We start from the raw sequence: 26,570 nt of genomic DNA, 5'->3' as shown, positions 1-26,570 counted from the left end.
ATGAGTAGAATTGTAATGAGATTTACCGGTGTTGGTGGACAAGGGGTTCTTCTGGCCGGAGAGATCTTTGCAGCAGCAAAGATCAAAGGAGGCGGCTTCGGTCTTAAAACTGCAACTTATACCTCACAGGTCCGTGGTGGACCGACAGTAGTTGATATTCAGTTGGATGATAATGAGATCTGGTATCCTTATGCTATTGATGGTCAGATCAACTTTATGCTTTCCGTTGCAGATGTAAGTTATCAGCAGTTCAAGCATGGTGTAAAAGAAGGTGGAACGATAGTAATCGAGCCAAACCTGGTACACCCGACAGAAGAAGATAGAAAAAAATGGAATATTTATGAAATTCCTATTATTACAATTGCCAAAGAAGAGGTTGGTAACGTAATTACACAATCTGTAGTTGCACTTGCAATTGCAAATACGATGATGAAAGCTCTGGATGAAGAGTTGCTTATCAATACAATGCTTTCAAAAGTACCTAAAAAAGTACATGAAGCAAACCTTAAAGCATATGAGCTTGGTAAGAAGTATGCACTTGAAGCATTGGAAAAAGGTCCAGTGAGATAAACTCATCTTTTCTCCGAGGTGGGCATTCTGTCCACCTTTTTTAAATCTACAAACTTTTCTTTCCTTTATTAACCAAATCACTTTTTTGTATGGTATAATTCGCCACAGGAGCGACAGGTAGTTGCTGGTGGCATTGTCCACGAGAGGAAAGTCCGGGCTGCACGCAAGAGAGGACTCCATCTAACGGATGGCCAGAGTAATCTGAGGGCAAGTGCAACAGAGAGTAGACCGCCGGGGACCAGGGAGCAGATAGAAGAGAGCAGTGAGCATTACCTGCTGCCTTCTCTTTATTATCTGCTCCCTTATCATCCCCGGTAAGGGTGAAAGGGTGGGGTAAGAGCCCACCGGTGGGGATGGTAACATCCTCAGCCAGGTAAACCCTGTCCGCAGCAAGAAGCATATGGTATTAACTCTTGCAAAGCCGTTTATCGGCACTCATGCTTCGCTTGAGCCTGTTGGCAACAACAGGCCTAGATAAATAACTACCCAACGACAGAACCCGGCTTATCGTTGCTCCTGACTATTATGCACAATCGTGCATAACTTCCCACTACATCGACAAAAACCCATTATTTTTAACGATTTTCATTTTTTCTACTGTGCATAAAAGTGCATCAATATACACCTTTTAACATAGTAGGTTGTACTAAAAAATGTACCATTTTTAGATTTTGATTTTATGGTACAAGGTAAAGAAAAAAAAGAAAAATAGTTGATATTGATATGCTAACAGAAATATGCTATAATGTTATTGTAAAACCAGATAGCGTCCGTTTTAAGACGTAAGTTTGGGGATTACTCGAAAGAGTAAGGCATCAAACCACAGCTATCACTCTTCCGGTAGTTTTTGGTCTACCGGTCAATCTATTAATCTTTCCTAAATATCGTTTTAAGAGATAAACACTTTTTTCTCATATCTCTCAATTTTACAAGTTTGACGGTATTATCTGAATATCTTTTTTCAAATACAACAAAAATTTCAGTCCTTTTTGTCCTACGGTTCGGTTCAATACTTTTACTAACCCTATCAAAATTAGATATGATCTCAGGGATAAGACAAATATATTCAAGATCATCTTTATGACCATTCCGAACATGCCCTACATATTCTTCCGTAATAATCACGTCATAGTTAGTCAATATCATTGGAATAAGCTGTTTGATTTTTTGTGCAGTACTACTATTGATTGTACATAAATAAAGTTCACTATTGGAGTTTGAAGAACAAGCATGTTTTACAAAGGCACAAATTTCTTCTTTTGTAGGTATTCCCATCTAATAGTCCAATTGTTATTTAAAACAGAAGTTTATCAGACTTATTCTGTAAACCTATCAAACATATTCCGAAGTACTTCGGTAGCACTTTCTACTTTCATGTTGGAATAGCGTTTGGTGGTAGCTGTGGAAGTATGTCCTAAAACGGATCCAGTTTGTTCCAAACTGTAACCACTATTGATACTGATAAAACCAATTAAATGTCGTATATCATGGAGTCTCATTTTAGGTACACCGGTAAGAGACCTGATATTTCGCCACTGAAAATCTATTCCTGTACTGGAGACATGACCACTTGATCCTGTACCTTTGAAAATATTGTCAAACAGTAGATGATTTTCTTGAAATAGCGAAGAAGCATAATTATACATTTTTAACTATCCTGCTGAACCCGCTGGAAATCGATGGAATGATAGAGAATAAACAATATACAATTGAAAAGATAAAGAAAATCGAAGATATGAAAAATAGAAATGAGATCATGGAAAGAATGAAAAGTGGTATTTCTTTCGATGATGAAATTAAAGATGATACGTATGATGAATATGAGGATTATGATTGGAAAAAAAATTATGAGTGATTATGAAATATGGTAAAATAGCCAAAAGTAGCCCAAGGAGAACAGATGGAAACAACAGAGATGTTTGAAAAAATCATGGAAAGACTTGACGTAATAAGTGCGAAAAACGCGGAACTGATCTCAAAGGTCGATGCAATACAGGCGAAGCTTGAAGAGATGGCTCGTGGGCAGCTTGTTGCAATTATTGAGCAGGGTGAACGCTTTATGAAAGAGTTGCAGCGTTCAAACTCCGAAGTGGAGATGGCGATCCATCTGGAAGCACTGAAAGATACTGTCAAGATAGACAAGGGCGAACTTAAAGAGATGCTTGACAGTGCGTTTGGCAGCAACGAGGATGTCAAGGCATTTGTGAAAAAAGAGCTTGATGAGCTTGCGGAAGCGATAGGAAGAAGTTTTAAAACCATCAATAACAATATGGATAACGGCTTCAGAACCACGCTGCAAAACGGACTGACCCACTTTGCCACCCTCAAAGAGCTTGTGCTCAATACCGACAAGCGGGTAGCGGATATGAGCTACACCGTGCAGTCGCTTCCGCAGGATCGGGGGCTTGTCTGATGGCTACACCCAAAGAAACAACCGGCTTAGCCTACACCGACTTCTCCACCGACAAAGCCAAAGACGAAGCCTATATGCACGATCAGCAAAAAGCCCAAAAGGTTGTCGATACAATCAAAGCCAAAGGCTTGGAGCTTGGGGGTACGGAGTTCTTTGAACATAAAAGCCGCAGGGAGATACTGGGAGAGAAGTTGAGTAAAAAGATATTGTCATTAGTTATGATAACTTTTGTAACAACAATCGTTACAGCATCACCATACTTTAACAATAGTGTAGATAGATGGGAATCAGATTGTAAATATGATTTGCGTTCAGGATGTGCTATTGCTGCAAAAATGTATTTAAGAGGTAGCTGGGAAGATGCACAAACAGGAGAAATAGTTAAAATTAAAGGCTCAAAAAGATCAAGATATAAAAAAGCTAAACAACTTTTTAAACGCGCCTGTGATCTTGGTGATAACATTTCATGTAAAGAGTATAAAAAAATTAATTAGCTTGTGCCAAAAACTGTACCAATGTAAAATAAAGTACCGTGTAGACGGTAAGTGAATATAACTTATCGTTGCTCCTAAAATCACCTGCTCCCGTTAAAGCTATTTTGCTATAATCAAATCAAAAAAGAATAATATACATGAAAAAAATATTTCTATATATGGTATTTTCGCTGTTACTGTTTGCCAAAGTGCATTATGCTAAAGTTGAACCGTATGAATCAGTTACTCTGAAGTCTGCAGTGAGTGGATTGGTCCTCGATGTCGATCTTGATGCAGAAGGCAGGATGGTTGACGGAAAGCGTGTAATCCATTTGGATGATCAGTTGGACAGAGTCAACCTTGATGACACAAAAAAGAGCATACTTTTTCTCGAAGAGATGCTGGGGATAAATGAAGAGATTGCATCATCACTCGCAGAGACGGTAAAACGTCAGGAGAGTTATTATCATCGCATCTCCAAGCTTTCTACTGCTTCAAAGACCCAGAAAGACAATGCTTACAGTGCATTTGCTTCGGCCAAAACACAATATCTTAGTACCCATGAAAAGATTGTATCTTTGAAAAAACAGATACTTGATATGCAGTATAAAGTGGCACAGCTTGAAGATACGATCAGAAAAAAATCGATTATTTTGAAAAAAAAGTATCTTTATAAGCTGTTGGTGAGAGAAGGAGATTTTGTGGGGGTTGGAACACCTTTAGCTCGTGTTGATGATGCAAGCAGAGCAAAGCTGGTACTATTCCTGGAGCCGGAAGAACTTAAAGATGTAAAGCAGAGAACAGTCTACCTGAATGATAAAGAGACACAATATAAGATCAATAAAGTGTGGCGTGTGGCAGATGAGAAATTTATCTCTTCCTACCGTGCTGAGATATATATTCCTGCACCTGAAGAACATTTCTCGGAATTAATCAAAGTGGAGTTAAAATGAGTGAGATTATCAATACCGCATGCGGACTGGATTGTTATGATGCCTGCCGTATTATTGCTGATAAAGAGAAGTTTCCCAAACTGTCGGGTGACAAAGTACATCCTGCAGGTAACGGTGCACTTTGTGCTCTGCTCAATAAGTCCATGCATGAAGCAGAACGTATCGTAAAACCGCGTGTTGACGGGAAAGAGGTAAGCACCGAGGAGGCAATGTCTGCAGTGGCAGAGGCCTTTAAAACAGAGAGGTCTTTACTCTGGAGAGGTTCAGGTAATCTTGGTGTAATGCAGGAAGTGACCAACCTTTTTATGGAAAAAACAGGAGGATCTCTGACTCATGGGTCTCTTTGTGATGCAGCTGGTGAAGCGGGAATACTTCAGAGCCGGGGTATACATAGAAACCTGCCTCTGGAACAAATAGAAAAGGCCGATACTGTAGTGGTATGGGGACGTAATATCACAGTGACCAATGCACACATTATGCCGTTTCTTGAAGGGAAAAGTCTGGTGGTTATCGATCCGGTAAGAACTGCTATTGCAAAACAGGCAGACCTGCATATGCAGATAGAACCACGTATGGATTACTATGTTGCTATTCTGTTAGCACGTTTTGTCTTTATGGAAGATGGTGATGATACCGAGTGGCTGGAAGAGTTCGCACCCGAGCATGAGGACTTCTATGACTATACCAGAGAACACCGTATCAAAGCGATCCTGGAGCATATCGGGACCGATCTGGGAGAGATGGGAAGGGTACTGGAGTATCTAAGAGACAAGAAGGTAGTCTTTCTGGTTGGAGCCGGTGTTCAGAAATATTCTACAGGCTCCTATGTGCTGCAGGCGATTGATGCACTTGCAGCGGTACTGGGGCTGTTCGGAAGGGAAGGGTGCGGGGTGCACTATATGGGTACCTCAAAGCTCGGATTTGAAAACCCTTTCAAGGTTGATACGACCAGTGTACCCAAAGCAACGACGAACTTCTCATACTTTGATACTGTACTGGTCCAGGGTGGAAATCCGGCAGCATCGATGCCGGACACTTCCCGTGTGCTAAAAGAGTTGAAAGAGGTGGACAACCTAATTTACTTCGGGCTTTATGAGAATGAGACTTCCAAATTGGCACGCATTGTGATTCCGGCAAGGAACTTCTTTGAAAAAGAGGATGTACGGCTCAGTTACGGACACCACTATGTAGAGAGGATGAACAAGGTTGTTGAGAGTGATATAGGTATTTCTGAATATGACTTTACCAAATACCTTTTTGATGCATTTGGATTCAAGGGGCTAGAGAGTGAAAGCCACTATATCAATTTCTGGCTTGAGCAGTGTAAAGAGGAGAATGGATATCTCTATTCACCAGGATACCATCCATGTCCTTATGAAGATGGTTTTGGTGAAGAGGGGGATGAAGAGTTTGAATTCATTGATGACTATGATGATGATTTCATTAATCCCAAGCGTTTTAGAAAACATAGAAAACAGAGTAAAAATAAAAAACCGGATGAGACATTCTGGTTGCTCTCTCCAAAATCTGCCAAATCGCTAAATACGCAATTTTATCGTGATAACAGAGTGCAGGTACATCCGGATACCGGATTTAAAGAGGGTGAGAAAGTACGCCTGACTTCAGAGCATGGAGAGTATGATTTCATTGTACACCTGAATGAGGATATACGGACAAACTGTGTGGTTGTAACAAATAACACGGTTGGTGTGAACTATCTTACTCCTGCTATTTTGAGTGATGAGGGGCACAATGCCTGTTATCAGGAAGTGAAGGTGACAATTGAAAAAATGGATAGTGACAGTTGAGAGTAATAGCAGATGTTGAAACTAAACTGTGATCTGGGTGAAGGATTTGGTATCTACCGTATAGGGGAAGATAACAAGATCATGCCTTATATTGATATGGCGAACCTCGCCTGTGGTTTTCATGCTTCTGATCCTTCCCATATGCAAGAGAGTGTGCGCCTGGCAAAAATGTATGGTGTAAGTATTGGAGCTCATCCAAGCTATCCGGACCTTCAGGGGTTTGGCCGGCGTGTGATGCAGTGTACACCTGAAGAGATAGAGGCGTTCATGCTCTACCAGATAGGTGCACTTGATGCGATGTGCCGGGTAGAGGGTACAAAGGTGGATTATGTCAAGCCACATGGCGCACTTTACAATCAAATGATGAAAGAGCCTTTACTCTTTGAATCTATCGTACATAGTATTGCAAAGTATAATATCGATTTGCCTCTGGTTATTCTTTCTACACCGCAAAGCCAACAGTATGAAGAGATCGCAGAGAAATACGGTATCAGGCTTATGTATGAACTTTTTGCCGACAGAGCCTATACCAATGAGGGGAGACTGGTTTCCCGAAGTGAGAAAGGTGCAGTCATTGAAGATGAGAGTGAAGTACTTGGGCGTATCGGGCGTCTGTTGGAGGAGGGTGTGCTGGAGAGCAATGACGGTGCATTGCTTCATTTGAAAGCCGATACCCTCTGTGTACATGGTGACACCAAAACGGCGCGTTCGCTTGTAATCGCACTGCGGGATATGATCGATGCGTATAGAGACAGTTAGCTGCGACAGTATCATTTTGCGCTATGAAGCGCGCATCGATGAAGCGATCTTGGATAAGGTACAGCGTGACTATTTTTTATTGCAGGGCAGGGAAGGGTTCATAGAAGTAGTGCCCTCTTATGCCTCCATCTGGGTACGTTTTGATGACAAAATATATTCTCTGCAGAATATACAGCAAAAGGTACTGGATGCTTTAAACAGTCTGGCGCCCCGTCAAACCAAAACAGATTCCAGACTTTTTGAAATTCCTGTTGACTATACCAAAGGACCTGATCTTATACGTATATCTGAATATGCAGGTTTGGGCATAAACGAAGTTATTGCACTGCACACGGCACACACCTATCGTGTCTATGCTATCGGTTTTATGGTTGGATTCGCTTATCTGGGGGTGGTTGATCAGCGTATCGCCATACCTCGTCTGCCTACTCCAAGACAGAAAGTGCCCAAAGGGAGTGTCGCCATTGCAAATGAGCAGACAGCTATCTATCCTAAAGAGAGTGCAGGAGGGTGGAACATTGTCGGACAGACAACATTTGATGATTTTGAAAAGTTTAAGATCGGAGACAGAATACGGTTTGTATCAGTGAGGAGTGAGGAGTGAGGAACGAGGAGTGGCAGTATGTATTGCATGGCAATACTTTTATCCCGGAATATGAACAGATGCTCAAGAGTTTATGATGGCATTTGAAGTGATCAATCCTGGACTGTTTGCCTGTATACAGGATGCCGGACGGCACGGGTTCATGCATCAGGGTGTCACACCGTCAGGTGCACTCGATATGCATGCATTCCGGTGGGCACTGCAACTGCTTGGAGAAGAAGATGGTAATGCTATTGAAGCGATGGTCGGCTTGAAGCTTAGGATATTGCAGGAGACAACTATTGCTGTTACGGGTGCAGATCTGGATGCCAGGGTTGATGGGGTACCTGTTGAAATATGGAGAAGCTTCCCTCTCAAAGCCGGTCAGGTACTGAGCTTTGAAAAACGTATAGATGGAATGAGAACGTACATTGCTGTCAAAGGCGGTTTTGATCTGCCAAGAGTGAAAGGGAGTGTGGCATGTACCCTGCATGAGGGAGTTGGTGCAGTCCTCAAAAAAGGAGACAGACTCTCTTTTATGCCAAAGATTACACATCAGTACAGACATTTACGTGCCGGGGCTGTACCCCGTTATGATCAGGAGATTACTACCCTACGGCTTTTGCCCACATACCAATATAATGACTTTTCCGATAAAGCCAAAGATATTTTTTTCTCTTCAGTATATAAAGTGACTTTACAGAGTGACCGTATGGGATACAGACTGCAGGGTGAGTCCGTTGAAGGGACAGGCAGAGAGATCCTCTCAGAAGCAATTGCCTTGGGTTCAGTGCAGATTCCCAATGATGGGCAGCCTATTGTACTGCTTGTTCAAAGGCAGACGATTGGAGGCTATCCGAAGATGGGAGTAGTACTGGCTGAAGACTGTTACAGACTTGCGCAGTTGGGAACAGGAGCAAAAGTGAGGTTTGAAACGGTATCTTTGGATATTTGTAAAAGTAAGAATAAAGAAAATATTTGATGTGTCCTATTACCAACTCTCTGCTATAATAACATCACTTTAAATTGAAGGGCACCTCTAATAACCCCATATGCTCATAACATTGCCGGCTTTGTTCTAGGCAAGGCACACTTTACAGACCTAGCCGTAGCTAAGTCGAAAAAGTGTAACGCCGTATAGGGCAAAGCCGGCATTGCCCAAAGGGTGGGCTTTGCAGACGCGATCTTTCACAAGATGCTTCCATCGTCTTAGCTTTGGCTAGGACTTGAAAGCCTCTTGCAAAATCTCACATCTGCAAAACCCATTATGGGCGTATGGGGTTATTAGAGGTGCCCTGAAGATACCATGGTGGAAGAGAGCCCCGAAAAGGTTGGAGCATCAAGGATGGAATCATAGATTATAGAATGGATAAGAATATGACATTGGAAGAATTAGATAAAAAATATGTGCTGCAAACTTATGCACGTGACTATACAAACTTTGTAAAGGGTGTGGGTTCTACTCTGTATGATGAGAGCGGACGAGACTATATTGATTTTGCTTCAGGTATTGCTGTGAATTCTGTGGGGCACGGAAACGAGAAATTGGTGAGTGCCATTTGTGAGCAGGTAAAGAAGATCATTCATATCTCCAATCTGCAGGTGATAGAGCCACAGGCAAAGCTGGCACAGAAGATTGTGGAGCTTTCAGGGTATGATATGGGGGTATTCTTTGCAAATTCGGGAGCAGAGGCAAATGAAGGAGCTATCAAGATTGCACGTAAATATGGCGAAACGAAGTTTGAGAACAAACGTTACAAGGTCATTACATTGGAGCACTCGTTCCATGGACGTACTATTACAACAGTGAAAGCGACTGGTCAGGAGAGTTTTCATACGCCGCATTTCTCACCGTATCCTGCCGGGTTCAGTTATGAAAAGAGTATAGAAGATGTTTACAAAGCGATAGATGATGAGACGGTAGCAGTACTCATAGAACTGGTACAGGGTGAAGGGGGTGTGCAGCCCTTTGAAAAAGAAGAGATACAGAAACTTGCTGCTCATTTAAAAGAGAACGGGGTATTACTTATTGTTGATGAGGTACAGACTGGTGTGTACAGAACAGGAGAGTTTTTAGCATCGAATCTGTATGAGATCGAGCCGGACATCATTACTCTGGCCAAAGGACTTGGCGGAGGTGTACCTATTGGTGCGGTAATGACCAGACATAAAGATGTTTTTGCTCCCGGAGACCATGGAAGCACATTTGGCGGGAATTATTTGAGCACAGCAGCGGGACTTGCCGTACTTGACATTCTTTCTGAGCTTTATGATAACGGAGTACTGCATGAAACGCTGCTTTATTTTGAGCAAAAACTGAAGGAGACTGCATCCAAATATGACACTCTTTTTGACAAAGAGGTGGGGCTTGGGATGATGCGCGGGCTGCGTGCAAAAAGTGCTGAGATTCAGGGGAATATCATTAAAAACTGTATGAAAGAGGGACTGGTCATTCTTAAAGCAGGGCGTAACACGGTACGTTTTCTTCCGAGTCTAACTATTAGAAAAGATGAAATTGATGAAGGATTCAAGCGTTTTGAAGCGGCTATTTCTACTTTGTAGTCTTGTAGCGATCCCTCTTTTCGGGGATGTGCTGAAAGATATTCTTTCAACCAACAAGACATTGATGTTTGAGTACGAGCTTGAGCGTAATGAACTTGAGAGCGACAAACTTTCAAAGAGCTGGATCAATCCGGTGATACTGCGTTACAGTCAGAACCACTCTACCCAGTTCCCGGGACAGACCATAAAAACGGGGAGCTATACTGTCTCCATTGATCAGCCGATCTTCCGTTCAGGCGGTATCTACTATGCTATTAAGTATGCTGATGCGTTTAGATCCGCCAACAGAACCGATATTATTCTCAAACGTCGCCAGATGATAGGGGATGCCGTTTCCATTCTTTTTCAACTAAGAAAAAATGCACTTCAGCAAAAGAAGCTTACACTTCAGATAGCAAATGACAAGATTGATATTTACCAGAAACGAGACAGTTACAATGCCGGTTTGCTAGACAGCAGTTTTCTTGATCAGGCAATCCTGAAGAAGAGTCAGGATGAAGCATCCCTTCTGGAGCTTAAACTTAATCTGCTGGAGCTCAAACAGAATTTTTCGCTGTTAAGCGACAAAGACCCCGCTACTCTGAAACTTCCAAAATTAAAACTGATCAGTAAAGAGAGCTATAGGGCACATAACCTTGAACTCAAAAGAGATGCAATGATCGCTGAAGAGTTGGAATATCAAGAAAATATGACTATAGCCAAGTATCTGCCCAGTATTTCACTTCAGGGACAGTATACCGATGGTGATCTCAACCCTTTATGGGGAGGAAGCGGTATTAAGGAGCGTTACTACAATTACGGTTTTACTATTTCCATGCCTTTGGATATCAACAGTTTTACAGATATTGAATCGAATAAAGTAGCCAAACTGCGTGCAAAGACACAGGTACTTGACAGAAAAGAGACTGTGGATGAAGAGTATGCATGGGTACAAAACTCTTTGAATATCCTTGAGAGAAAGATCGCCCTGGCAAAAAAAGATGAAAAGGTATACAGTAGCCTCTACCATCTGACTAAAAATCTTGCACAGGCTGGTGAAAAGACCTCTTTGGATGTTGCTGTGATGCGTAATTCTCTGAAGATACGCAAACTTGATCAGAAGATCTATGAGATCGATAAGCAGATACAGCTGCTCAAACTCTATATACGGGTGGAAAATGTACTTTAGCGACTATATGAACGAATGGCTCTACGGAGAGCATGGATACTACAGACACTTCAAGGCAATAGGTAAAAGCGGGGATTTCTATACGGCAGTAAGCACCAGCTCCTTTTTCGGTGCAAGCATTGCCAACCATTTTTACAAGTTGATAAAGGAGGGCAAAGCTGACCGTAATGGCTGGCTCATTGAAGTGGGTGCCCACCAGGGGTATCTGTTGTGTGATATGATACAGTGGCTCTATACCTGTGATCCGACACTGATGGAGACGTTGAAGTTCGGTATTGTTGAGCGTCAGCCTGAAGTGCAAAAGGCTCAATTGGAATATATAGGATCACGTTTTGGGGAAGATGTGGAAGTGACACATTTTGATGACATTTCCAAAGTAAAAGCAGAGTATGCTTTTGTAGTTGCCAACGAGATCTTTGATGCTTTTCCGTGTGATCTCTACAAAGACGGAAAAGTTGCTACTGTGGAAGATCATAAGATAGGTTGGGAAGAAGCTTCTCCGGAGATGAAAGCATGGGCAGAACAACATTATCTTACTACCGGAGAGATCGCAGTAGGGTATGAAGCATTTGCCAAGGCAATGGCAGAAGGTATTGGAAAGTGTGACTTTGTAACCTTTGATTATGGAGAAAAGTATGTACGTAATGACTTTTCCATCAGGGTTTACAGAGAGCATGAAACTTTTCCGCTTTTTGATGAAGATCTGAAGCTTGAAGAGTCATTTCAACAAGATGATATTACGTATGATGTTAATTTTGCTCATGTACTTGAGGCTTATAAAGCAGCCGGTTTTAGCGAAGAGACATATGAAACACAGGCAAGAGCACTGATTCGTTTTGGAATTATTGATATTTTGGAACAGTTTGCCAAACAGACTTTACAGGCAAACTATATGAGAGAAGCGGACAAGATAAAGACGCTTATTGCCCCAACCATGATGGGGGATCGTTTCAAAATGATCCATCTTAAAAAAGGATAGTAGCTACTTCATTGACTTTAACAGTATACAGCGTTTGACTGCAGCTGACTCACCTCCCAGCATCTGTGTGTATTTGTCAAACTTCTGCTGCCCGATCATAGCAATGCAATCCTCTCTGCTCATAGATGCTGACACTGTGCTGACAGACTCTTCTTTTTGGGTTTTTGGCTGATTTTTAGGGACCTTTGGATACATATACTCCGGAGAGAAGTTGTTATCCTGAACCTCTTTGAACTGGTGTGTTTTTTTAGGCTTCGCCTGTATGACTACAGGTGCAGGTTCAGGTTCAGGTTTTAGTTTTACCGGAACCGGACGGTAGATAGGCTGTTGTGAAATGCACCCGGAAAGAAGCAGCGTAAGCAGGGAGGAAGAGAGCCAAAGTTTCATCACTATTTCCTTTGATCGAATTATTTACCCAAATCTCGAAATAGAAATTCATGACTTTACATCATCATCGTATTCATGGACTTTGCATAAAATCATCGTCGAACCTACGGGTGAGACTCATATTTGATGCACCCCCCCCACAAACACGAGTATGAAACAAATTCAAAGAATCCTATTTCGAGATTTTGGATTTAGAGCACCATTGTAATATAATCTTGCAAGAAATACAATATTTATTGCTCAATGACAACGACAGCAATGGCAAAACCGCCGTCATGGCTGATTGAGAGAGATGACGCTTTGATTCTGTGTAACTTCTGTGCCTCTTTTGTAAGATTGAAACAGGGAGCACCCTTGTTGTCTTTGGCGATCACTATATCATGAAAAGAGAGATCTTTTCCAATTCCGCATCCTAAAGCTTTTGCAATTGCTTCTTTTGCTGCCCAAAATCCTGCAATTGTCTCAATCCGGTGTGCAATATCGATCTCGCTTGTAGAGAGAAAACGTTGTTTGAATTTGTTACCATACCGTTTGAGAGACTTCTCGATACGGTTGATCTGAATAATGTCTGTTCCGATTTTCATGGCAATAGTGTAGCGAAAAAAGAGTTAAGGGGTGAATATGAAGTGGTTAGCCTTTTTTTTAACGTATATGCCTTACAGCTATATTATGTATATTTTAATGGGCATACTTATCAGTCTGATTGGAATGTTCAACTGCTCCTGCACTGAATTCTAAAACCAGATGCAGGCGATCTTGGTTTAATAGATATTACATCCAGTCAACTACTTTTGAAACTTCATCAGTAACAAAACACTTGACATCAGTATGCTCTATGGGTTTGTTGGGGATGAGAGCCTTTTTAAAGCCTTGGGTCTCAATCTCTTTGAGACGTTGGGTAAGGCCTGGGATTTCACGGATTTCACCGGTAAGGGAGACTTCTCCGAGGAAGAGTGTTTCCGAACTGAGTTCTCTGTCTCTGTAGCTGCTGAGAATAGCAGCAATGATGGCAAGATCAGCAGAAGGCTCGTTGATCTTGATACCTCCTGAGATATTGATGAATACATCATAGGTCCCCAGGGGCAGGTCCAGCTTCTTTTCAAGCAGAGCCAAAAGCATATTAAGCCTGTTATTATCAAAGCCGGTAGAGCTTCGTTTAGGGTGTCCGTAAGCTTCACTGACAAGGGCCTGGACTTCGATAATAATAGGACGGCTTCCTTCCATGATAACAGTGAGAGCAGAGCCTGACTGAAGTTTGTCTTTGTTAAAGAAACGACCTGCCATGCTTTTAGCATCATTGAGTCCTTCTTTATTCATTTCAAAGATGCCAACTTCATTTGTTGAGCCAAAACGGTTCTTGAATCCACGAAGCAGGCGCAGTTCAGAGTTGCTGTCTCCTTCAAAGTAAAGTACGGTGTCAACCATATGTTCAAGGACTCTTGGTCCCGCAATGGAGCCGTCTTTGGTAATGTGTCCTATGATGAAGATAGGAATATGCAGGCTTTTGGCGATACGCATTAATTCGAAAGTAATGGTACGTACCTGAGTAACCGAACCAGGAGCGGAAGGTGTTTCGTCGGAGTAGAGGGTTTGGATAGAGTCAATAACGATGAATTCATAAGTCTGTCTATTGATCTCTGCAATAACGGATCCAAGATTGATCTCTGAAAGAAGATAGAGATTGTCATGGTTAGCCTGCAGTCTGTTTGCACGCAGTTTTATCTGCCCTGCAGACTCTTCTCCGGAAACATAAAGGATTTTCTTGTCCTGCCCGGCCAGGTTGCCTGCAATTTTTAGAAGCAGTGTGGATTTACCGATACCCGGACTGCCACCAATAAGTGTGAGGGATCCCGGTACAATACCTCCGCCAAGTACCAGGTCGAGCTCTTTGCTTCCTGAAGGAAAACGGACAATATTATCTTCATCGATCTGTGTAATTGGTTTGGCTTTTGAGGATACGTTTTGGGCAGTAGACGTCGTCTCCTTGAGAAACTTTATCTGATCGGCAGTAAGTTCTACCATTGTTTCCCATTGGTTACATGAGGTACACTTTCCCATCCATCTTGGAGACTGAAATCCGCATGCCTGGCATTCAAAGAGTGTCTTTTTCTTCGCCATTCTCTTTCCTTAACTCTTTTACTGTATTTTAAACATTATTTTTTAAATGGTACAAAAATATGTCATATTGTCATATTTTAATCTTTCAATTGTTTTAGTTATAATTTTAATTACATTTACAGATGGGGATGTTTATTGAATTTTCATAAAATAAAGCAGTTTATCCATGCACTTTACCTGACCAACAGTTTCGGGTTCAGATTAAGACAAACCAAAGATTCTAGAGAAAAGAAAAGGTTAAGACTTGCGTACTCAAAAGCACAGTTGAATGCACTGAATATAGAGGTAAAGGTGGAGAATATAGAGAATCTGCCTGCGCAGGGGCAGTATCTGCTTGTCAGTAATCATCGTACCATTATTGACCCGCCTATCATAGAGACTGCTTTGGAACATACAGATATTTTTGGATTATGGGTTTCAAAAAAAGAGCTTTACAACTCATTTTTTTTCGGCTTGTTTGTACGTAATGCCGGTTGTATACTTCTGGATAGGGAAAAGAGCCAGATGAGTGGTTTTTTTTCTGACATCAAAAAAGGGGTTGAAAAGGGAAATTCTATCTTTATTTTTCCCGAGGGCACACGAAATAAAACTAACGCACCGATCTCTGCATTCAAAGAGGGTTCACGTATTATTGCTTTGAAGAACAGATTGCCGATACTGCCTGTATATATTAAAGGAAATGCTGCCAATGTTTTGAAAGATGCACTTGAAGACAGCAGTCAGAAACGGGAAATTGTCATAGTGATCGGGAATATGATAGATTATAAAGAAAAAGGAGATCTGGAGACTCTGTATCGAGAGAGATTTTCTATATAGATATTTTAGTCCCCAGATTGAACTGTTTTAGATAAAGATTTCATCTAAAATAGTATTGACATATTCATTTGCTTTAAATCTGATCAAGTCTTTAGGCTGCTCGCCTGTACCTATATAAAAAATAGGCATTTGCAGTTCATCAGCGATACTGAGTACCGAACCGCCTTTTGCTGTACCGTCAAGCTTTGTGATGATAATGCCGTCAACCCCGACCATTTCATTGAATGCTTTGGCCTGGTTGATAGAAGAGCTTCCCTGTGTACCGTCAAGTATAAGCATTTTTCGATGGGGTGCTCCTTCCATTGCTTTTCCTGCAACTCGGATCATTTTTTTCAGTTCTTCACTAAGATTGGTTTGTGTATGGAGTCTGCCGGCAGTATCAATAATGACATTGTCAATTCCTTTTGCTTTTGCTGATTCTATGCTGTCATACACGACAGCGGAAGGGTCATGCCCCTGCTGAGTAGCAATGATAGGTATATTCAGTTTTTCTGCCCATCTGCTAAGCTGTTCTATTGCAGCAGCGCGAAAAGTGTCTCCGGCACCAAGAATAACATCGTGCCCCATCTCTTTATAGCGGTATGCAAGTTTGGCAATAGTAGTGGTCTTTCCTGCACCGTTTACGCCGATGATCATTTCTATATACGGTTTGTTATCACTCTCCTTCCAGTCTGCTTTATATTGGAAAACGGAGATAAGGGAGTTGAAGGCTTGAATACGGTTAATCTTCTCCGGCAACGCTTCAAGTAGACGCTCTACCAGTTCATAGTTGACATCTGCTTCAAGCAGGATATCTTCGAATTCATCTTTGGTAATCTCTTTTTTCTTCTCAGGGACCACCTCTTTAATTGCGTCACCTGTTTTTCCAAATACTTTTTTCAATATGTTGAACATAATAGAATCTCCTTACTGTTTTAATAATGACTTGATGTCGTGCTCTATCATCTCGACGGGAACAGCCCCTTCATAATAGCGGTAAGGGTGCCCGTCTTTGTAAATAATCGTCAATGGAATGGGGAGTATATCCGGCAAGTGAAGCATTTTGGCTATCTCTTTGACAAAGGCATCGTTCTCACTGCTGCTTGAGATAAAAAAAGAAGCATTATTTTTCTGAATGAATGTTTCCAGCTCCTGCAGATGGTCATCGGGATGCAGGAGTATCCCTAAAACGAAGAGCTCTTTTTCATATTTTTTTTGAAGATCTGCAAGATATGGAGCCTCTCCCTGACAGGGAAGAGACCAGGTGCTGAAGAAATTCAGAATGACAACAGGCTGCGGAATATCTTTGAAAAGCAGCTTCTCATTCTCTATAGAAACGGCATGTTTGAACCCGTTATGGTCACCAAGATGGAAGAGTTTATCGGCCTTGGAAGAGAGGGGTGCTGATATCTCTTTCCTGCTTATGTTTTTTTCAGTAGTATTTTCTTCTGTTATGTCTTTTTCCCCTTTGATCTCTTCTATAATCTTTTTGGAGTGTGTCTCAGGCATGTTTTTAATACTTTGTTCATGGGGGAGTTCATCTTTGGGTTTCTCTTTGCATCCGTCAAGCAGGAAAAGAAGTGTGAAAACTATAGAAAGAAGCTGAATGTTAGAGTATGTTTTCACACGTTTCCTTTTGCTATAATATGTTCTCATCTCATGAGAAAAAGTTAAAAATTATATCTAAAGAGCACTAAAAAGAATGGAAGAAACAGTAAAAAGCAAAAAGTCGGTATTCAGAGAGGCATGTTTAAAGCGTCTGAAACGTGCAAGCAGGCATGGTATACGACATAAAGACAAAAAAGTTTTAAAAAAACTCTATCTACTGATAAAAGAGGAGAAAGCCTCTTCTGTAATGCTTTATTTGCCTCTTGCCAATGAGGTGAACATCTATCCTCTTATCAGACACTTAAGACAGGAAAAACTAAAACTCTATGTGCCGTTTATGGAAGGTAAAAGTTTCAGGTTGGTAAAATATAGATACCCGCTGAGAACAAAGCGTTTTGGTATTAAAGAACCGAAAAGATCAAAACAGTATAGAAAAAAACAGATAGATATAGCGGTCGTACCGATAGTGGGGATGGATGCTGCATACAGACGTGTAGGATTCGGAAAAGGAATGTACGACAGATTTTTTGAAAAAGAGATTAAAAATATAAAAAAAGTAGTATTTGTGGCACGGGAACTCTGTTTTTCCAAAGAGATCGTGACAGATCATTATGATGTAAAAGCAGATCTGGTTATCGTGCCCTGAAAATATCCAGAATGTACAAGAGAAACTACTGATCTTAATCTAAACGATCGTTTCTCAGGCAATTATAAAGAAGCAGCGGATTGATCAGGTTTTTTCAAACGCTTGTAAAGAAAGCAACTGCAGAATACAGAGTTACACAACTGTATTATTCTGGATACATATATTTTTGAGACTTTTTCTTTGTTACTGCAAAGGATAAGAAATGATAGGAGTAATGACACTCTCCGGTGTAGCCGGAGTTGTGGTGGGTACAGGTATCAGTTACCTGTGGCTTAAAAGCAGTGCGGAGAAACGTTTTGCCCATTTGGAGTATGAAGCCAAAGCCAAGGCTAAAGCCATTAGCAATGAGGCGGAGCTTCTGCTGCAGGAAACTGAGGTGAAACTCAAGGCCAAGGCCCTGGAACAGGAAGCTGAGTTTCAAAAGCGTATGGCAGAGGTTGATGAACGCAACCGCGCTTTGATACTGCAGCGTAAAGAGTTGGAAAATGAAGAGGAAAAGCTTGCTTCGATGCAGCATCGTCTGCTTGAGAGAGAGGAACAGCTTGAAGCACTTGAAATCCAAAAAAATGAACAGATATCCGAGGCAGTGGAAAAACTGCAGCATGTTGCATCGTTGACAAGAGAAGAAGCAAAAGCTTTTATTCTTGAAAAGGTAGAGGAGCAGAGTCGTTCAGAAGTAGCTGCTATTGTACGAAAATATGAGAAAATAGCCAAAGAAGAGGCTGAAAAGAAAGCCAATTATATTCTTGCACAGGCAACAACCCGATATGCGGGAGAGTTCGCAGGAGAACGGCTTATCAATCTGGTCAATCTCCCAAGTGATGAACACAAAGGGCGTATCATCGGGAAAGAGGGCCGCAATATAAAAGCACTGGAGATGCTGCTTGGTGTTGATATTATTATCGATGAGACACCGGGGGTAATACTGGTCAGCTCTTTCAACCTCTATCGCCGTGCCATCGCTACACGGGTGATCGAAATACTTGTTGAAGATGGACGTATCCACCCTGGACGTATTGAAGAGGTACATGCAAAGGTAGAGAAGGAGTTCGAACAGAAAACCTATGAGGAGGGCGAGAATATTCTTATAGACCTGGGACTCTTTCCGATGCATGAGGAGCTGATCAAACTGATAGGACGTTTGAAATATCGTGCAAGTTATGGGCAGAATGCATTGGCTCATACTCTTGAAGTAGCTAAACTGGCACGGGTAATGGCCGCAGAAATGGGAGGAGACGAAAAACTGGCGATGAGGGCAGGACTTTTGCATGATATCGGTAAAGCGTTGACACAGGATCTGGGCGGTTCACATGTGGAGATAGGTGCAGAGCTTTGCAGACGCTATAACGAACATCCAACGGTTGTCAATGCTATTTATGCGCATCATGGACATAAAGAACCAGACTCTGTCGAAAGTGCGGCAGTTTGTGCGGCCGATACGCTTTCCGCTGCCAGGCCGGGGGCAAGAAGAGAGGTACTTGAAAGTTTTACCAAACGGGTCAAAGAGATAGAGGAGATTGCCACATCCAAACCAAATGTCCAAAAGGCCTATGCGATCAATGCCGGACGTGAGATACGTGTCTTTGTCAATGCACAGAAAGTGAATGACAACGAAACAGTTCTGCTAAGCAAAGAGATTGCAAAAGAGATAGAAGAGAAGGTGCAGTACCCCGGGGAGATCAAAGTCAGTGTCATCAGGGAAACACGTGCAGCAAGTATTGCCAGGTAAAGAGCAACAAGTTGAGGGAGTAGCGCCCCCAAGGGCTCTTCCTTTGGATACCCGCTGATGAAGCGAACACAGCATTAGTGCAGCAACAGTGGCTTTGCTCCTGTGCATCCAATAGATGAAGTAGAAGGTGCAGTACACCGGGAGATCAAAGTCAGTGTCATCAGGGAAATACGTGCAGTGAGTATTGCCAAATCAATCAAAATAGCGTTATAATCAAAGAGTGAGTATAATGTTGCAAACAGTATCAATTTTCTATAAAAAGGTAAAATAGTGGATAGATGTGAAGAGATCGTTGCAAATGTAAAAATGGAAGAGTGCTATGCCGGAATGAGTCTGGTATTTGATGGAAAGAGAGTGGATCTGAAGCAGGAGATCGACGAAGCTATTGAAGCTGTCTGTAGACAGACAAAACTGCAACCATTGGTTTTTAATAATGCCGAAACGGATAAAGCAGGGCATGAGGCTTTTTATATTGAGTTTACCGATGAGGCACAAAGAGATAGTGGTGCCTTTTTTGAATTACTGCTTAAAGTGTTAAAAATCGATAAATGTGCCAATGATGTCATACAGTAAAAAGAGGGAAAAGAGAGATGATTAAAAAATTTTTAATAGGATTATTGATGATAGCGTTGGAAGTCGGTACGCTTCATGCTGTCGAAAATAAAGTACCGGTTGTCGTACTTGAGACCAATGTAGGGAAAATAGAGCTTCAAATGTTTCCCAAGGCAGCACCGCTTGCTGTAGAGAATTTTGTGACACATGTGAAGAACGGATACTACGATGGAGTGATCTTTCACAGAGTTATCAAAGGCTTCATGATACAGGGAGGTGATCCGACCGGTACAGGAAGAGGCGGTGAGTCGATTTGGGGGAAAGAGTTTAAGAATGAGTATGCTCCCAATCTTGTTTTCGACAGGCCCTTTCTGCTTGCTATGGCAAACAGAGGCCCAAATACCAACGGAAGCCAGTTTTTCATTACAACGGTTCCTACACCGCATTTGAACGGTGGCTATACGATCTTTGGCAAAGTAGTCAAAGGGCAGGATGTGGTCAGAAAGATTGAAAATGTTACTACTGACAGAAGTGACAGACCTATGTTTGACCAGAAGATCAAAAAAGCGTATATTAAAAAGTAAACTTTGCTTTTTATTGTTTTCCTGTTCCCGTGTTTAGTGCGGGAACAAGCTTATGTATTTAATACAGTCTGCAGTTATATTCCCAACACACAATAAAAGGACTCCATTGGATCTGAATAGTATAAGAGAAGAGCGTAAAAAATGGTTAACCTGGAAAAACATACGCCCCTATCAGGAAGCTATTGCTTCACTTCCTGAGTTTGAGTATGTCACTGCTTCATTTGGTGACCGTGTAACCATCAATATAGATAATTTGAGTACAGAAGATGCCTCTCAAATAGAAGAGACGGCACGGTTGATGCTGCCGTGGAGAAAAGGTCCTTTTCAGATCAATGATCTTTTTATTGATTCGGAGTGGCAAAGCCAGATTAAATACAATCTATTGGAACCTTATTTCGATCTCAAAGATAAAATTGTAGGGGATATAGGGTGTAATAATGGCTACTATCTTTTCCGTATGCTGACACATCAACCTAAAAAACTGGTAGGGTTTGACCCTTCAGCTATCTACTACTCGCAGTTTCAGTTTATCGACCACTTTATTAAATCTGATATTGTCTATGAACTTTTGGGGGTGGAACATGTAGAACTCTATGAACACAAGTTTGATGTGCTTTTCTGCCTTGGAGTACTCTATCATCGCAGTGACCCCGTTGGTATGTTGAAGTCGCTCTTTAAGGGCTTGAATAAAGGAGGTGAATTGATCCTTGATACTTTTATGATAGATGGAGAGGAAGATATCTGTCTGACACCGAGGGAACGTTATTCGAAGATCCCCAATATCTATTTTGTACCGACAGTGAAAGCTCTGAAGAACTGGTGTTACAGGGCCGGCTTTGAAAAGGTAGAGGTACTGGAAACCAAAAAGACCGACTTGAATGAACAGAGAAAAACAGATTGGATCAATACCCAAAGTCTTGAAGATTTCCTTGATCCAGACAACCCCAATAAAACAGTGGAGGGGTACCCCGCACCAAAACGGGTCTATATTAAAGCATTCAAAAAATAAGGCAGCTATTTGTGTGAGTACCCTAAAAAATACTTCTTTCGTGTGTTTGCTGCTGAGACAAGCCTGGTGTTAACAGCACAGCTGACAGAGTTTAGTCTGAAATATCCCGTGAAATTGTTTCTTTGCCAATATGCATAATTCAGGTTAAATGTTCAAATCCTAATAAAATATCTAAACAACCTGAAAGTTACTTTTATTTTTAAATAAGGTAGATTCTGATATAAATACGCTAATAAAATATAAAAACATGAAAAACTTTAAGTTTTACAGTTTTTTTGAAAGTAGCAGGACAGCAGAGATAAATGAGAATACTTACAGTAGGTTTTGACGACGAATATGTAAAAGAGCTTGAAAAAGAGCTGGATAAATATTTTATCTGTATTGTTGACAATGCAAAAGACATGTATGATGCAACAAACTTTACAGATTTCAGACACTATGAATTGGTGGTTATTGTAGATGAGGGGATCAAGTTCTCATTGGAGCGTTATGTTAACGAAGTCAAAAAAAAGAAGAGTGAGACTAAGATTATCATTCTTACCTCCAATGTACGGAACCAAAAAGACTTTTTTGACTTGGGGATCGATGATGTGATCACTCATCATATTGAACATCCTGACCTGATTGCTGCACGTGTACTTGCGAATATGCGTCACCTCTTCGGAACACAGGTGAACATTGACAAACTTGTCATTGATATTGCCAACAAGAAGATTGAGTTTGATGAGAAGATCGTCTCACTTAACGGCAAGACATTTGACATTCTGGCTTACCTTGCACTGAGAAAACAACGTGTGTTCAGTAAAGATGAGATCATCAATGCACTCTGGGAAGAACCGGAGTATGTCAGTGACAATACGGTTGAGGTTGCAATCAACCAGATCCGAAAACGTCTTAAAAGTATTCTTGGTTTCCAGGTGATTCACACTGTCCGTCGTCGTGGTTATAAATTCTCCTATTAAATTTGGCAGGGTGCGTTTCTAACGCACCACGTAAACCTTCTTTTTTTCAATATTTTTTCTATTATCTGCTATAATTTCCTAAAAAGAGGGAGTGTTATGCAACTCAATACTCATCTGAATATAAACAGTTCTCTATGTGGGAAAGTCACAAAACTTGCAAATAATTATGCGGAGGTACTGTTGCATACAACGTATCAAATGGCAGCAGATGAAAAAGGATTGATCCATGGAGGTTTCATCTTCGGAGCGGCGGATTTTGCAGCAATGTGTGCGGTTAATGATCCAAATGTTGTGCTTGGAGCAGCAACATCAAAATTTATAGCACCTGTAAAAGTGGGTGCAGCGGTACTGTATACAGCATCTGTCATTTCTCAAAAAGGGAAGAAGAGAGAAGTGGAGGTCAAAGCGTTTGTATCGGACAGGTTGGTATTTTCAGGGAGTTTTACAACTTTTGTCTTAGAGAGTCATGTGTTGGAATAGGGAGAGGTATTCCTCTCCTCCGCAAGTTGCATGTAGAGAGACAGTGCTGAAATAGTTTCATCGAGCCAATCGTAAAGTACTTTATGATTGTAGTATTCTCTTGCTTTTGGCCTCTTTTGCTGTGTTCGATACATCGCTTATGGTGCCTACACTGAATATAGCTGTTCATATTCATAATGTGCGTTTTACCTGTTCTATCCAATAGGGGATAACATGCTGTTCAGCTTTGAGCGTGGTGCTTAAACCATGACCCGGATAGATGGTATAGTCTCCCTTGATGCCCAATGCTTTCTCCAGGCTTTTGATCATATCCTCTCCGTTGGATGCCGGAAAGTCCCAGCGTCCGATACTTTGTTGAAAGAGAAAGTCTCCGCTGAACCAGACATCATCTATTTCTATGACTGAACAGCCGGGAGTGTGACCGGGAAAATGACGATATTGCACTTTGATACCGGCAACATCAAGCAGTTCATCACCGACCACTTCATAGTCCGGTATACTTTTGGGAGTACCTTGCCCAAGGGGATCGTCCGTGAGCATGAATATATCATCTTTGGGACAGAAGATAGGAATGTTGAGTGCTTCTTTGACTGCTGTATTGCTCCAAACATGGTCGAAGTGTCCATGGGTGTTGAGAATGGCAACAGGATTGGTGACATTGTTCAGTACCCACTCGGTTGCATCAACACCAGGGTCGATGATGAGGTCTTTGTTGTCAAGGGTGACTATGTAACAGTTTGTCTGGTATGGACCCATAGGTTGGATTTTGATTTGCATGATATAATTCCTTATGGATTTTTATAATATATTGGAAGAAGCGATCGTCAGTGATGATATTGAGGTAAAAGAACGATTGACGCTTCAATGTTTGGAGTATTGTAACCAAAATGAGGTTAGGGCAGAGGAAGACTTTATACCGAAATCCTTTGAAAGACCTTCCTATGCTTCAAAGTGTCGCATCGTTGCCCCCCGGGAGTTACCTGCACGAAAAGAGTTTAATTCGACTGAAGGACTGGCAACACTCGTACATGCTATTACCCACATTGAGTATTCTGCTATTGATCTTGCATTGGATGCAGTCTACCGGTTCCCTACTGCACCAAAGGCTTATAAAATTGACTGGTTGGAGGTTGCAGCCGATGAAATACGCCACTATAATATGCTCAATTGTTTATTGGAAGATCTTGGATATTTTTATGGTAGTTTTCCGGTACATTGCGGACTGTTTGATGCAGCGCAGCATACGGCAGAGAGTATTCTTGATCGTATGGCCATTATCCCGCGTTACTATGAAGCTTCAGGACTCGATGTGAATCCACAGATTATGAAAAAACTGGAGAATAAACGTAAAAATCCCCATGTTGCGAAGCTTATTGATGCACTGAAGATCATCTATCATGAGGAGATCGATCATGTCCATAAAGGAGACAGGTGGTTCAAGTATTTCTGTAAACATGAAGGTAAAAATGAGAGTATCTACTTTGAGATACTTGACCGTTATAGACTTTTAGGCAAACACCGTCCACATATCAATATCCAGGCGCGAAAAAAGGCAGGGTTTGCATGTGAAGAGATACTGAAACTGGGTGCAAAAGAGTGCAGCTAGGATGCAGTCAGTTGTAAGTGATAATGATGAAAAAGAGTGAAGGGTTTGGATGAAACAGTTTTTTGAATCGATGTATTATCATCCAAAACCCTATCAATATCCGGTTATATTCATATTGCTTCCGCTTTCACTCCTTTATGGAACAGTTATGCTAGCAAGGCGCCTGGCTGCCAGGAAAAAGGATTTTGGTATTCCTATCGTATCAGTAGGCAATCTGATTGTCGGAGGAAGCGGTAAAACACCGTTTGTTATTGCTTTGGCATCGAGGTATGAAAATGTAACGGTCATCTCAAGAGGATATGGCAGAAAGAGCAGAGGATTGATCGAAGTAAGCAGGAAGGGAAATATAATCGCTTCGGTAGAAGAGAGCGGAGATGAGGCGATGCTGATGGCAAAGTCCCTCCCGAATGCTTCAGTGATTGTCAGTGAAGAGAGAGAAAGTGCGATCGAATTTGCCAAGATAAATGGAGCATCGCTGATTATTCTGGATGATGGGTTCAACCGTGTAGCTATTGAAAAGTTTGAGGTACTGCTTGAACCGGAATATGTGCCCAACACTTTTCCGTTTCCTGCCGGTCCTTTTCGTGAATTTCGGTTTACCAAACGATATGCAGATCTGTTACTGAAAGAGGGAATAGATTTTAAAAGAGTGGTAACCATCGATCATCCTGCTCAAAAAATGCTTTTGGCAACGGCTATAGCTAATCCTAAACGATTGGAATCTTATTTGCCCGAAGGTGTTGTTGGCAGGTTCTGTTTGGAAGATCATGCCTATTTTGACGTCTCTTCTCTTGAAGAGAAGATGATGGAAGTAGGTGCGGAGTCTCTGCTTGTGACTGAGAAAGATGCTGTTAAAATGGAAGATTTTAAGTTGCCTGTCTCCCAAATGAGGTTAAAATTAGAGATTAAAAAAGAAATCATCATGAAGATTAGTGAATATATTAAAAAATATAAATAAGGAAAAACTGGATGAAGAGTAAGATTGATGTAGTCAAAACGCTGCTGGACGCACTACCGTTTATCAAAAAGTTCTCCAATGAGAAAATCGTCATCAAATACGGAGGATCGGCACAGACCTCTCCGGAGCTCAAAGAACAGTTTGCACAGGATATCGTACTTCTGCATCTTGTAGGGATGAAACCGATCATCGTGCATGGAGGAGGCAAGAGTATTACCAGTTTGCTTGCCGACCTGGGGGTAGAGACAGAGTTTGTTGACGGACAGCGTGTAACGACAAAAGAGGTGATGCGTATTGCAGAGATGGTACTAAGCGGTGAGATCAATAAAGAGATCGTTTCTCTGCTTAACAATCATGGCGGAAAAGCAATAGGGATTTCCGGAAAAGATGCAAAATTCCTTGAAGCCCGTCCTAAAGATTTTGACAGTTTTGGCTATACAGGTGTGATAGAACAGGTTAATCCGGAGATCGTCGAGAATATTATTGATGACGGGTTTGTTCCTGTTATCGCACCGATCGCTTCGAGCAGCAGTGTAGGACATCCCGGGTTCAATATTAATGCCGATCTGGCAGCAAGCCAGATCGCTGTTGCATTAGAGGCGAGAAAAGTACTTTTCCTTACCGATACAGCCGGGGTACTTGATAAAGAAATGCGTCTTATTACGAATCTTGATATTGCCAAAACCCAAGCACTTAAGGCCGATGGTACAATAAGTGGCGGAATGGTGCCCAAAGTTGATGCATGTATCGAAGCGTTGCGTGGCGGCGTGAAGAAAGCACACATTATCGATGGGCGTGTAGAACACTCTTTACTGCTTGAGATACTGACAAGTTCGGGGGTGGGAACCTGTATTGAACTTTAGTGTAT

31 protein-coding genes and 1 other RNA gene are annotated in these 26,570 nt (G+C 41.6%); 24 read left to right on the top strand and 8 right to left on the bottom strand.

Features of this window, described 5'->3' with window-relative positions; genetic code table 11:
• Window positions 1-570, top strand: a complete 570-nt coding sequence (locus tag IMZ28_RS08040; RefSeq protein ID WP_197548065.1) for a 2-oxoacid:acceptor oxidoreductase family protein — start codon at window positions 1-3, stop codon at window positions 568-570.
• A 105-nt stretch (window positions 571-675) separates the two neighbouring features.
• Window positions 676-1,093: RNase P RNA component class A (rnpB, locus tag IMZ28_RS08035), an RNA gene on the top strand.
• A 344-nt stretch (window positions 1,094-1,437) separates the two neighbouring features.
• Here the strand turns inward: rnpB and IMZ28_RS08030 are convergent.
• Window positions 1,438-1,845, bottom strand: coding sequence for a hypothetical protein (locus tag IMZ28_RS08030; protein WP_197548064.1), 408 nt, complete (start codon window positions 1,843-1,845; stop codon window positions 1,438-1,440).
• Window positions 1,846-1,886: 41 nt separating this feature from the next.
• On the bottom strand, window positions 1,887-2,216 hold the full coding sequence (locus tag IMZ28_RS11135) for a tyrosine-type recombinase/integrase (protein WP_197548063.1): 330 nt from the start codon (window positions 2,214-2,216) through the stop codon (window positions 1,887-1,889).
• Window positions 2,217-2,254: 38 nt separating this feature from the next.
• On the opposite strand from IMZ28_RS11135, the gene IMZ28_RS08020 reads away from it, so the two are divergent.
• The 11 genes from IMZ28_RS08020 (at window position 2,255) to IMZ28_RS07970 (ending at window position 12,268) form a co-directional block, all read left to right on the top strand.
• Complete coding sequence (locus IMZ28_RS08020; RefSeq protein ID WP_197548062.1) at window positions 2,255-2,425, top strand: hypothetical protein; 171 nt, start codon at window positions 2,255-2,257, stop codon at window positions 2,423-2,425.
• A gap of 45 nt (window positions 2,426-2,470) precedes the next feature.
• On the top strand, window positions 2,471-2,983 hold the full coding sequence (locus tag IMZ28_RS08015) for a hypothetical protein (protein WP_197548061.1): 513 nt from the start codon (window positions 2,471-2,473) through the stop codon (window positions 2,981-2,983).
• Window positions 2,983-3,477, top strand: a complete 495-nt coding sequence (locus IMZ28_RS08010; protein ID WP_197549864.1) for a hypothetical protein — start codon at window positions 2,983-2,985, stop codon at window positions 3,475-3,477. The genes IMZ28_RS08015 and IMZ28_RS08010 overlap by 1 nt, the downstream gene beginning before the upstream one ends.
• 137 nt (window positions 3,478-3,614) lie before the next feature.
• Window positions 3,615-4,409 carry an RND family efflux transporter gene (locus IMZ28_RS08005; protein WP_197548060.1) on the top strand — a complete coding sequence of 265 codons (795 nt, stop codon included), beginning with the start codon at window positions 3,615-3,617 and terminating at the stop codon, window positions 4,407-4,409.
• The gene (locus IMZ28_RS08000; protein ID WP_232087448.1) at window positions 4,406-6,217 is read left to right on the top strand and encodes a molybdopterin-dependent oxidoreductase; all 1,812 of its coding nucleotides are present in this window, start codon (window positions 4,406-4,408) and stop codon (window positions 6,215-6,217) included. The genes IMZ28_RS08005 and IMZ28_RS08000 overlap by 4 nt, the downstream gene beginning before the upstream one ends.
• A 12-nt stretch (window positions 6,218-6,229) precedes the next feature.
• Window positions 6,230-6,976, top strand: coding sequence for a 5-oxoprolinase subunit PxpA (locus tag IMZ28_RS07995; RefSeq protein WP_197548059.1), 747 nt, complete (start codon window positions 6,230-6,232; stop codon window positions 6,974-6,976).
• Window positions 6,957-7,580, top strand: coding sequence for a 5-oxoprolinase subunit B family protein (locus IMZ28_RS07990; RefSeq protein ID WP_197548058.1), 624 nt, complete (start codon window positions 6,957-6,959; stop codon window positions 7,578-7,580). Before IMZ28_RS07995 ends, IMZ28_RS07990 begins: the two co-directional genes overlap by 20 nt.
• Before the next feature lie 73 nt (window positions 7,581-7,653).
• Window positions 7,654-8,541 carry a 5-oxoprolinase subunit C family protein gene (locus tag IMZ28_RS07985; protein WP_197548057.1) on the top strand — a complete coding sequence of 296 codons (888 nt, stop codon included), beginning with the start codon at window positions 7,654-7,656 and terminating at the stop codon, window positions 8,539-8,541.
• A 395-nt stretch (window positions 8,542-8,936) separates the two neighbouring features.
• Complete coding sequence (locus tag IMZ28_RS07980) at window positions 8,937-10,121, top strand: aspartate aminotransferase family protein (protein WP_197548056.1); 1,185 nt, start codon at window positions 8,937-8,939, stop codon at window positions 10,119-10,121.
• Window positions 10,078-11,289 (top strand): TolC family protein, encoded by a 1,212-nt coding sequence (locus IMZ28_RS07975; RefSeq protein WP_232087447.1) that lies wholly within the window; start codon window positions 10,078-10,080, stop codon window positions 11,287-11,289. Before IMZ28_RS07980 ends, IMZ28_RS07975 begins: the two co-directional genes overlap by 44 nt.
• Window positions 11,279-12,268 (top strand): SAM-dependent methyltransferase, encoded by a 990-nt coding sequence (locus IMZ28_RS07970; RefSeq protein ID WP_232087446.1) that lies wholly within the window; start codon window positions 11,279-11,281, stop codon window positions 12,266-12,268. Before IMZ28_RS07975 ends, IMZ28_RS07970 begins: the two co-directional genes overlap by 11 nt.
• 3 nt (window positions 12,269-12,271) lie before the next feature.
• Here the strand turns inward: IMZ28_RS07970 and IMZ28_RS07965 are convergent, their stop codons facing one another.
• The 3 genes from IMZ28_RS07965 to radA form a co-directional block, all read right to left on the bottom strand.
• Window positions 12,272-12,655, bottom strand: coding sequence for a hypothetical protein (locus tag IMZ28_RS07965; RefSeq protein ID WP_197548055.1), 384 nt, complete (start codon window positions 12,653-12,655; stop codon window positions 12,272-12,274).
• A gap of 233 nt (window positions 12,656-12,888) precedes the next feature.
• Window positions 12,889-13,239, bottom strand: a complete 351-nt coding sequence (gene acpS / locus IMZ28_RS07960) for a holo-ACP synthase (RefSeq protein WP_197548054.1) — start codon at window positions 13,237-13,239, stop codon at window positions 12,889-12,891.
• A 187-nt stretch (window positions 13,240-13,426) separates the two neighbouring features.
• A complete protein-coding gene (gene radA / locus IMZ28_RS07955) occupies window positions 13,427-14,773 on the bottom strand; it encodes a DNA repair protein RadA (protein ID WP_197548053.1) in 1,347 nt (448 codons plus the stop codon).
• 135 nt (window positions 14,774-14,908) lie between these two features.
• Here radA and IMZ28_RS07950 point away from each other — a divergent pair, with 135 nt between their 5' ends.
• Window positions 14,909-15,589, top strand: coding sequence for a lysophospholipid acyltransferase family protein (locus IMZ28_RS07950; RefSeq protein ID WP_197548052.1), 681 nt, complete (start codon window positions 14,909-14,911; stop codon window positions 15,587-15,589).
• Between the two features lie 27 nt (window positions 15,590-15,616).
• Here IMZ28_RS07950 and ftsY read toward each other — a convergent pair whose 3' ends face one another.
• Window positions 15,617-16,483, bottom strand: a complete 867-nt coding sequence (gene ftsY, locus IMZ28_RS07945; RefSeq protein WP_197548051.1) for a signal recognition particle-docking protein FtsY — start codon at window positions 16,481-16,483, stop codon at window positions 15,617-15,619.
• Between the two features lie 12 nt (window positions 16,484-16,495).
• The gene (locus IMZ28_RS07940; protein ID WP_197548050.1) at window positions 16,496-17,194 is read right to left on the bottom strand and encodes a TlpA family protein disulfide reductase; all 699 of its coding nucleotides are present in this window, start codon (window positions 17,192-17,194) and stop codon (window positions 16,496-16,498) included.
• Between the two features lie 76 nt (window positions 17,195-17,270).
• Here IMZ28_RS07940 and IMZ28_RS07935 point away from each other — a divergent pair, with 76 nt between their 5' ends.
• The 7 genes from IMZ28_RS07935 (at window position 17,271) to IMZ28_RS07905 (ending at window position 23,138) form a co-directional block, all read left to right on the top strand.
• A complete protein-coding gene (locus IMZ28_RS07935; RefSeq protein WP_197548049.1) occupies window positions 17,271-17,822 on the top strand; it encodes a 5-formyltetrahydrofolate cyclo-ligase in 552 nt (183 codons plus the stop codon).
• A 202-nt stretch (window positions 17,823-18,024) separates the two neighbouring features.
• Window positions 18,025-19,551, top strand: coding sequence for a ribonuclease Y (rny, locus tag IMZ28_RS07930; RefSeq protein WP_197548048.1), 1,527 nt, complete (start codon window positions 18,025-18,027; stop codon window positions 19,549-19,551).
• A gap of 270 nt (window positions 19,552-19,821) precedes the next feature.
• The gene (locus IMZ28_RS07925; RefSeq protein ID WP_197548047.1) at window positions 19,822-20,124 is read left to right on the top strand and encodes a hypothetical protein; all 303 of its coding nucleotides are present in this window, start codon (window positions 19,822-19,824) and stop codon (window positions 20,122-20,124) included.
• Between the two features lie 17 nt (window positions 20,125-20,141).
• Window positions 20,142-20,687: a peptidylprolyl isomerase gene (locus IMZ28_RS07920; RefSeq protein WP_197548046.1), complete on the top strand. Its 546-nt coding sequence runs from the start codon at window positions 20,142-20,144 to the stop codon at window positions 20,685-20,687.
• Window positions 20,688-20,793: 106 nt separating this feature from the next.
• On the top strand, window positions 20,794-21,696 hold the full coding sequence (gene cmoB, locus IMZ28_RS07915; protein WP_197548045.1) for a tRNA 5-methoxyuridine(34)/uridine 5-oxyacetic acid(34) synthase CmoB: 903 nt from the start codon (window positions 20,794-20,796) through the stop codon (window positions 21,694-21,696).
• A gap of 302 nt (window positions 21,697-21,998) precedes the next feature.
• Window positions 21,999-22,658 carry a response regulator transcription factor gene (locus IMZ28_RS07910; RefSeq protein ID WP_197548044.1) on the top strand — a complete coding sequence of 220 codons (660 nt, stop codon included), beginning with the start codon at window positions 21,999-22,001 and terminating at the stop codon, window positions 22,656-22,658.
• Between the two features lie 96 nt (window positions 22,659-22,754).
• Window positions 22,755-23,138: a hotdog domain-containing protein gene (locus IMZ28_RS07905; RefSeq protein ID WP_197548043.1), complete on the top strand. Its 384-nt coding sequence runs from the start codon at window positions 22,755-22,757 to the stop codon at window positions 23,136-23,138.
• Between the two features lie 171 nt (window positions 23,139-23,309).
• On the opposite strand, the gene IMZ28_RS07900 is transcribed toward IMZ28_RS07905, so the two are convergent.
• Window positions 23,310-23,915, bottom strand: a complete 606-nt coding sequence (locus tag IMZ28_RS07900) for an MBL fold metallo-hydrolase (protein ID WP_197548042.1) — start codon at window positions 23,913-23,915, stop codon at window positions 23,310-23,312.
• 13 nt (window positions 23,916-23,928) lie between these two features.
• On the opposite strand from IMZ28_RS07900, the gene IMZ28_RS07895 reads away from it, so the two are divergent.
• Genes IMZ28_RS07895 through argB form a run of 3 tightly spaced genes read left to right on the top strand, consistent with a single transcriptional unit; the run spans window position 23,929 to window position 26,565 of the window.
• The gene (locus IMZ28_RS07895; protein ID WP_197548041.1) at window positions 23,929-24,744 is read left to right on the top strand and encodes a ferritin-like domain-containing protein; all 816 of its coding nucleotides are present in this window, start codon (window positions 23,929-23,931) and stop codon (window positions 24,742-24,744) included.
• A 49-nt stretch (window positions 24,745-24,793) separates the two neighbouring features.
• On the top strand, window positions 24,794-25,702 hold the full coding sequence (locus IMZ28_RS07890; protein WP_197548040.1) for a tetraacyldisaccharide 4'-kinase: 909 nt from the start codon (window positions 24,794-24,796) through the stop codon (window positions 25,700-25,702).
• A gap of 11 nt (window positions 25,703-25,713) precedes the next feature.
• Window positions 25,714-26,565: an acetylglutamate kinase gene (argB, locus tag IMZ28_RS07885; RefSeq protein WP_197548039.1), complete on the top strand. Its 852-nt coding sequence runs from the start codon at window positions 25,714-25,716 to the stop codon at window positions 26,563-26,565.
• Window positions 26,566-26,570 lie beyond the last annotated feature (5 nt).

This window comes from Sulfurovum indicum, from assembly GCF_014931715.1.
In the GTDB taxonomy this organism is placed as follows: Bacteria; Campylobacterota; Campylobacteria; order Campylobacterales; family Sulfurovaceae; genus Sulfurovum; species Sulfurovum indicum.
The sequence above is the reverse complement of the archived record's forward strand: the minus strand, read 5'-3'. Positions and strand labels throughout refer to the sequence as shown.